Source organism: Mesorhizobium sp. LNHC252B00 (assembly GCF_000502955.1).
Lineage (GTDB): Bacteria > Pseudomonadota > Alphaproteobacteria > Rhizobiales > Rhizobiaceae > Mesorhizobium.
In genome coordinates this window covers 1-362 of record NZ_AYWO01000149.1, presented here as the reverse complement: position 1 = coordinate 362, position 362 = coordinate 1, and the positions used below count along the sequence as shown (strand labels likewise).

1 protein-coding gene is annotated in these 362 nt (G+C 61.3%); it reads left to right on the top strand.

What is annotated here, in order from left to right; translation table 11 throughout:
- On the top strand, positions 1–362 hold a 362-nt coding region (locus X744_RS0139390), incomplete at both ends, for an ABC transporter transmembrane domain-containing protein (protein WP_031261618.1).

Sequence of the window (362 nt, the reverse complement as noted above, 5' to 3'; positions counted from 1 at the left end):
ATGTCTGGTTCACGGTGCGCGCCAGCGACTGGCGCATCTCGATCCGCCGCGACATGAACGACAGCGACACCGACGCCAATACCAAGGCGATCGACTCGCTGCTCAACTTCGAAACGGTCAAGTATTTCACCAATGAGCGCATGGAGGCCGAGCGCTTCGACCGTTCGATGGCGCGTTACGAGGTCGCCGCAACCAAAACCTGGACCTCGCTCGGCTGGCTGAACTTCGGCCAGGGCTTCATCTTCGGCGTCGGCACGGTCGTCGTCATGTGCATGTCGGCGCTGGAGGTGCAGGCCGGCACCCAGAGCGTCGGCGATTTCGTTTTCATCAATGCCATGCTGGTACAGCTTTCCGTGCCGCTC